At 69.2% G+C, this 6,666-nt stretch carries 5 protein-coding genes; 4 read left to right on the top strand and 1 reads right to left on the bottom strand.

Annotated elements, in window-relative coordinates; translation table 11 throughout:
- Window positions 1-1,543: PH domain-containing protein (locus VJ976_RS10980; RefSeq protein ID WP_324100261.1), on the top strand; the 1,543-nt coding region annotated here is incomplete at its 5' end.
- On the opposite strand, the gene VJ976_RS10975 is transcribed toward VJ976_RS10980, so the two are convergent.
- Entirely contained in the window at window positions 1,491-3,113 is a 1,623-nt protein-coding gene (locus tag VJ976_RS10975) for a dolichyl-phosphate-mannose--protein mannosyltransferase (RefSeq protein ID WP_414693625.1), read from the bottom strand. The two genes, VJ976_RS10980 and VJ976_RS10975, sit on opposite strands and share 53 nt — an antisense overlap.
- Before the next feature lie 64 nt (window positions 3,114-3,177).
- On the opposite strand from VJ976_RS10975, the gene VJ976_RS10970 reads away from it, so the two are divergent.
- The 3 genes from VJ976_RS10970 to VJ976_RS10960 are packed head-to-tail and all read left to right on the top strand — an operon-like array spanning window position 3,178 to window position 6,660.
- The gene (locus tag VJ976_RS10970) at window positions 3,178-3,873 is read left to right on the top strand and encodes a succinate dehydrogenase cytochrome b subunit (protein WP_324100259.1); all 696 of its coding nucleotides are present in this window, start codon (window positions 3,178-3,180) and stop codon (window positions 3,871-3,873) included.
- A 34-nt stretch (window positions 3,874-3,907) separates the two neighbouring features.
- Window positions 3,908-5,917, top strand: a complete 2,010-nt coding sequence (locus VJ976_RS10965; protein WP_324100258.1) for a fumarate reductase/succinate dehydrogenase flavoprotein subunit — start codon at window positions 3,908-3,910, stop codon at window positions 5,915-5,917.
- On the top strand, window positions 5,914-6,660 hold the full coding sequence (locus tag VJ976_RS10960; RefSeq protein ID WP_324100257.1) for a succinate dehydrogenase/fumarate reductase iron-sulfur subunit: 747 nt from the start codon (window positions 5,914-5,916) through the stop codon (window positions 6,658-6,660). The genes VJ976_RS10965 and VJ976_RS10960 overlap by 4 nt, the downstream gene beginning before the upstream one ends.
- Window positions 6,661-6,666: the final 6 nt, after the last annotated feature.

The raw sequence follows: 6,666 nt of genomic DNA, 5'->3' as shown, positions 1-6,666 counted from the left end.
GGTCCGCACGCTGGGCCAGCTCCTCGTGCCGCTGGCCATCGCCTTCTTCGGGTTCGGCCGGGACGACTCCGGCAGCTTCATGCTCGGGCCCGAGACCTTCGTCGTCATCGCCGCGGTCGCCGGGGCGCTCGGCGTCATCCCTTGGCTGACCACCTACTACCGGCTGACCGAGACCCAGATCCAGGTGCGCCGGGGTTTGCTGAACCGCAAGCTGCTCACCGCTCCCTTGGGCCGGGTGCGCAGCGTCGACCTGGAGTCCAAGCTCATGCACCGCGTGCTGCGGCTGTCGAAGGTATCCATCGGCACCGGGGTCGACTCGACGAAGATCGACCTCGACGCCCTGTCGGTCGACCAGGCGGGCCAGCTCTACGACTACCTCATGGCCCGCAAGCGCCAGCTCTCCGACGCCGGCTCCTCGTCCGACAGCACATCGACCGCGGGGGAGCAGGCAGGCTCCTCTCGCCAAGCCGGGACGGCGCCCGTGGACGACGCGGACGCACCCGACGTCGAGCTCGCCCGGATCGACTGGTCCTGGCTGCGGTACGCCCCGTTCAGCCTGGCCAGCCTCGTCGTCGTCGCCGGTATCGGGGCTGTGGCCGGACAGTTCATGGGCGAGATCGACGTCACGGTGCAGGCATCCTCGGCGCAGGAGCTGTATGACTGGTTCACCGGGCAGGCCCTGCTCATACTGGCGCTCCTGACGGCGGTCGCCGTTCTGATCGGGTGGCTCCTGCTGTCCACGCTGACCTACATCATCTCGTGGTGGAACCTGCGCCTGACCCGCATGGGTGAGGGCACCCTGCGGCTGAAGCGCGGGCTGCTGACCACGAACTCGACCAGCGTCGAAGAGGCCAAGATCCGTGGCGTCTCGATGACCGAGCCCGCGCTGCTGCGCTTGGTCAAGGGCGCGGAGCTGTTCACCCTCTCCACCGGCGTGGGCGACGGCGGCCAGACCAAGGTGCTCCCGCCCTGTCCGCGGGCGGTCGCGGTGCGTGTCGGGCACGAGGTGCTGGAGGAGCAGGGTGCCCTGACCATCTCGCTACGCCGCCACGGCCCCGCAGCCCGGCGGCGGTGCTACATCCGCGGCTTCTGGGCCACCCTCGTCCCGACCGTCGGCATCATCGTCCCCACGTGGTGGTTCGACTGGCCCTGGTGGGTGCCGCTGCTGGTGTTCGCCGTGTGGCTCGCCGGCTCGTTGCCGCTGGCCGAGATGGAGTACCGCACCCTGGGGCACGGGCAGACCCAGGCCTGCGTGGTGAGCCGGCACGGCGCGCTCGGACGCAGCCGCGAGGTCCTGGAGCGAGCCGGCGTCATCGGGTGGGTGATCCAGCAGTCGTTCTTCCAGCGCCGGGTGCGTCTGGCCACTCTGGTCGCCACCACGGCTGCCGGCTCGGAGTCGGTGAGCATCCGTGACATCCCGCTGGATGACGCGGTGGCCCTGGCCGCGAGCACGACGCCGGAGGCGGTGGGCGAGTTCCTCGACGAGGGGGTCAGGTCCAGAAGTCGAACCACAGACGCATCTCCCATTCCTCACGGGGGATGACCTGCGCGGTGTACACCGGGTAGAACCACACGAACAGCGCCACCGCCGCCGTGGTGTAGCCGACCACGATGACCGCCCCGATGCGGCGGCGCCGTGGTGAGGCTCGCTCACCGCCGAGCACGAGGGCCATGCAGGCGACGACGACCAGCACCAGCCAGGGCACGAACGCCACCGCGTAGAAGGAGTAGATGGTGCGCGACTGGTACAGGAACCACGGCAGCCAGCCCGCCGCGATCCCGGACAGCGCGGCCCCGGCGCGCCAGTCGCGGCCGAACACCCACAGGAACAGCACCACCAGGAGCCCGGCCGTCGCCCCCCACCACACGAACAGGTTGCCCAGCGAGGCGATGTAGCTGACGCACTCGGCTGCCTCACACCCGTCCTGGCCGCGCTCGGGCCACTCGGAGAAGAACAGGGTCGGGCGCCCCTGCACCGTCCACGACCAGGGGTTGGAGGACCAGGCGTGCTCGTTCTGCAGGTCGACGTGGAAGCTCCAGATCTCGCGGTGGTAGCTCCACAGCGAGCGCAGGGCGTCGGGGACGAGACGGGCCGCCCCGGCCGCAGGGTGGTCGGCGGCCCACTGGCGCTTGTAGCCCCCGTCGGTGAGCAACCAGCCGCCCCAGGTGCCCAGGTAGGTCACCGCCGCCACCGGGACGGTCAGCAGGAACGCCGGGATGCCGTCACGGACGACCCCGGCGCTGAACCAGCGGCGTGCCCCCGCCGCGCGCCGGGCGCCGACGTCCCACCAGACGGTCATCAACCCGAACACCGCCAGGAAGAACAGCCCCGACCACTTGGTGCCGACGGCCAGGCCCAGGCTGACCCCGGCGGCGAGGCGCCACCACCGCATCCCGAGGCGAGGGCCCCACGCGAAGGGGCTTGCGGACTCGGTGGACGTCAGGGCGCTGACACGGTCGGCCAGTCGCCGGCGTCCGTCCTCACGGTCGCGGACGAGGCACCAGAAGGCCACCAGCACCCAGAACATGAGGAACACGTCCAGCAGCCCGGTGCGCGAGTGCACGAAGTGGTGCCCGTCGACCGCCAGCAGGGTCGCCCCCGCGGTGGCCAGCAGAGCGTTGTGCCACAGGTGCCAGACGATGCGCCCCAGCAGCAGGATGGACAGCGTCCCGACCACCGCGGCGGCAAGACGCCATCCGAACGAGGAGTCCACGCCGACCAGCGCTTCCCCGACGCCGAGCATCCACTTACCGACCGGGGGATGGACCACCAGGTCCGGGGTGGTGCCGAACACGTCCGCGTCGCCCGCGGTGAACAGCTCGTCCGGCTTCTCCAGGCCCTCACGGATGTCGCGCTCGTAGCCGAAGCGGATCAGCGACCAGCCCTGCTTGACGTAGTAGGTCTCGTCGAAGACCAGCTGATGCGGGTGGCCGAGACGGAAGAAGCGCAGGGCCCCGCCCGCGACGGTGGCCAGCAGGACGCCCAGCCACGCCCACCGAGCCTGAGTTGGCGACGGCGAGGCGCCGAGCAGCCGTTCGCGCAGTGAGGAGGCGCCCTCGCGGCCCGACGCTGCACGAGGTGGCGGCGCCGTGAGGCTCGTCACGTTGGCCATCGTAGGCAGTGGCAACGTGTGGCTACCCTGCCGCGGCGATCAGGGTGGGCTGTACTCTGAAGAGGTGGTGACATCGACGATCTCAACGGAACGGTCGGCCAAGACCAGCAGCATTCTGTTGAAGACCACGATGGCCCTCACCGGGCTCATCTTCGTCGGGTTCATCCTCGCCCACATGTACGGCAACCTGATGATCTTCGGCGGCGAGGACACCTTCAACGAGTACGCCGAGCACCTGCGCGAGCTCGGCAGCCCCACCATCCCGCACTCCGGCGTGCTGTGGGTGCTGCGCGTCGTGCTGCTGGTGAGCCTGGCCCTGCACGCCTACGCCGCCTTCGCGCTGTGGTCGCGCGCCTCCGGAGCCCGCCAGACGCGGTATGCCGTGCGTACTGCGATGCGCCAGGTGTGGATCTCGCGGGCGATGCGCTGGGGCGGGGTGGCCCTGCTGCTGTTCGTGGTGTTCCACATCCTGCACTTCACCACCAACACCATCCAGATCAACGGCGACTTCGCCGACCCCGCCGGACGCCTGGTCTCCAGCTTCGAGGTGTGGTGGGCGGTGCTCATCTACACCGCTGCCGTCCTGGCCCTGGGGATGCACCTGTGGCACGGGATCTGGGCGGCAGGCATGACCTTGGGGCTCAACACGAGCCTGGCGGCCGCCGAGCGGCTCCGGATCGCGGCCGTGGCGGTCGCCGCCGTGACCGTCGTCGGCTTCCTGACCCCACCCTGGGCCATCCTCGTGGGGCTGGTTCCTTGACAGGGCACGTGCCGCACGAGCCGGAGAGGACACGATGACTGACATCGTCGAGCAGCAGCGCCGCGTCGAGGCTACCCTCACCGAGACCGAGGAGCCGCGCACCGACAGCGACTTCTTCGACCTCGGCGACCCGATCGGCGACGGCGCCGCGCCGCACGGGCCGATCGGGGAGCGGTGGTCGAAGCGCAAGTTCGAGGCCAAGCTGGTCAACCCGGCCAACCGGCGCAAGCTGTCGGTGATCATCGTGGGCACGGGGCTGGCGGGCGCCTCGGCCGGCGCGACCCTGGGCGAGGCCGGCTACCACGTGAAGAACTTCTGCTACCAGGACAGCCCCCGCCGGGCGCACTCCATTGCGGCTCAGGGCGGCATCAACGCAGCCAAGAACTACAAGGGCGACGGCGACTCGATCTACCGCCTCTTCTACGACACAGTCAAGGGCGGGGACTACCGCTCCCGGGAGTCCAACGTCTACCGCTTGGCCGAGGTCAGCGCGGACATCATCGACCAGTGTGTGGCCCAGGGGGTGCCGTTCGCGCGCGAGTACGGCGGGATGCTCGACAACCGCTCCTTCGGTGGGGTGCAGGTCTCGCGCACGTTCTACGCTCGAGGTCAGACCGGGCAGCAGCTGCTGATCGGGGCCTACCAAGCCCTGGAGCGCCAGATCGCTGCCGGCTCGGTGGAGATGTACACGCGCCACGAGATGCTCGAGCTCGTCGTGGTCGAGGGGGTCGCACGCGGCATCATCGCCCGCGACATGGTCACCGGTGAGATCGAGACGCACCTCGCTGACAGCGTGGTGCTGGCCACCGGCGGGTACGGCAACGTGTTCTACCTGTCCACCAACGCCATGGGCTGCAACGTCACCGCCACCTGGCGGGCGCACCGCAAGGGCGCCCACTTCGCCAACCCGTGCTACACCCAGATCCACCCCACCTGCATCCCGGTCTCGGGGGACTACCAGTCGAAGCTGACCCTGATGAGTGAGTCGTTGCGCAACGACGGGCGCATCTGGGTGCCGAAGAAGGCCGAGGACTGCGACAAGGACGCGCGCGACCTCGACGAGGACCAGCGCGACTACTACCTCGAGCGCATCTACCCCGCGTTCGGCAACCTGGTCCCGCGGGACATCGCCTCCCGGGCCGCCAAGAACGTGTGCGACGAGGGTCGCGGGGTCGGCCCGGGCGGGCTCGGGGTCTACCTCGACTTCGCCGACGCCATCGACAGACTCGGCCGCTCCGCCGTGGAGGCGAAGTACGGCAACCTCTTCGACATCTACCAGCGCATCACCGGGGACAACCCGTACGAGGTGCCGATGCGCATCTACCCCGCCGTGCACTACACGATGGGCGGGCTGTGGGTGGACTACGACCTGCAGTCCAGCATCCCGGGGCTCTTCGTGGCCGGTGAGGCCAACTTCTCCGACCACGGGGCCAACCGGCTCGGTGCCTCAGCGCTGATGCAGGGCCTGGCCGACGGCTACTTCGTGCTGCCGAACACGATCCGCGACTACCTCGCCGACGGGCCCTACAAGAAGATCGAGAAGAACGACCCGGCGGTGGTCGAGGCGGAGCAGGCCGTGCGCGAGCGCATCGATCACTTCCTGACCATCAACGGCACCACGAGCGTGGACACCTATCACAAGGCCCTCGGCAAGATCATGTGGGACAAGTGCGGGATGGAGCGCTCAGAGGAAGGGCTGACCGAGGCGATCGCCGAGATCCGGGAGCTGCGCCAGGACTTCTGGCGCAACGTGCGGGTGCTCGGCGAGGCTGACACGATCAACCAGTCGCTGGAGAAGGCCGGCCGAGTGGCGGACTTCCTCGAGCTGGGGGAGCTGATGTGCATCGACGCGCTGCACCGCAACGAGTCGTGTGGGGGTCACTTCCGGGTCGAGTCGCAGTCCGAGGACGGGGAGGCGGTGCGTAAGGACGACGAGTTCGCCTACGTCGCCGCGTGGGAGAACAACCCGGACGGGCCGCCGGTGCTGCACAAGGAGAACCTCGAGTACGAGTTCGTCGAGATGAAGCAACGGAGCTACAAGTGAAGATCAGCCTCAAGATCTGGCGTCAGCCGAAACGCGATGCCGACGGCGCGATGGTCGACTACACCCTCGACGAGGTGTCGGACGACATGTCCTTCCTGGAGATGCTGGACGTCCTCAACGAGCAGCTGATCGCCGAGGGTGAGGAGCCGATCGCCTTCGAGCACGACTGCCGGGAGGGAATCTGCGGTTCCTGCGGCGTGGTCATCAACGGTGAGGCGCACGGCCCGGAGGTGACCACGACCTGTCAGCTGCATATGCGCTCGTTCTCCGACGGTGACGAGATCGTCATCGAGCCGTGGCGCTCGGAGGGCTTCCCCGTGCTCAAGGATCTCGTCGTGGATCGCAGCTCCTTCGACCGCATCATGCAGGCGGGGGGCTTTATCTCCGCCAACACCGGCGCGGCGCCGGACGCCCACGCGACCCTGGTGCCCAAGGACAACGCCGACCGCGCGTTCATGGGAGCCGAGTGCATCGGCTGCGGCGCGTGCGTGGCCGCCTGCCCCAACGCCTCCGGCATGCTCTTCGTGGGCGCGAAGGTCACGCATCTGGGGGAGCTTCCCCAGGGGCAGCCCGAGCGCCACGCCCGCGTGGTCGCCATGACCGAGCAGCACGACGCCGAAGGCTTCGGTGGGTGCACCAACCTCGGCGCCTGCTCGGTCGCCTGCCCCAAGGGCATCCCGCTGAACGTCATCTCCCAGCTGAACCGCGACCGCCAGCGGGCCGCCCTGCGCTCGAGTGACTGACCGGCG

This window comes from Ornithinimicrobium sp. (assembly GCF_035267225.1).
Classification (GTDB): Bacteria; Actinomycetota; Actinomycetes; order Actinomycetales; family Dermatophilaceae; genus Ornithinicoccus.
This window is presented reverse-complemented; position numbering and strand designations above follow the sequence as displayed.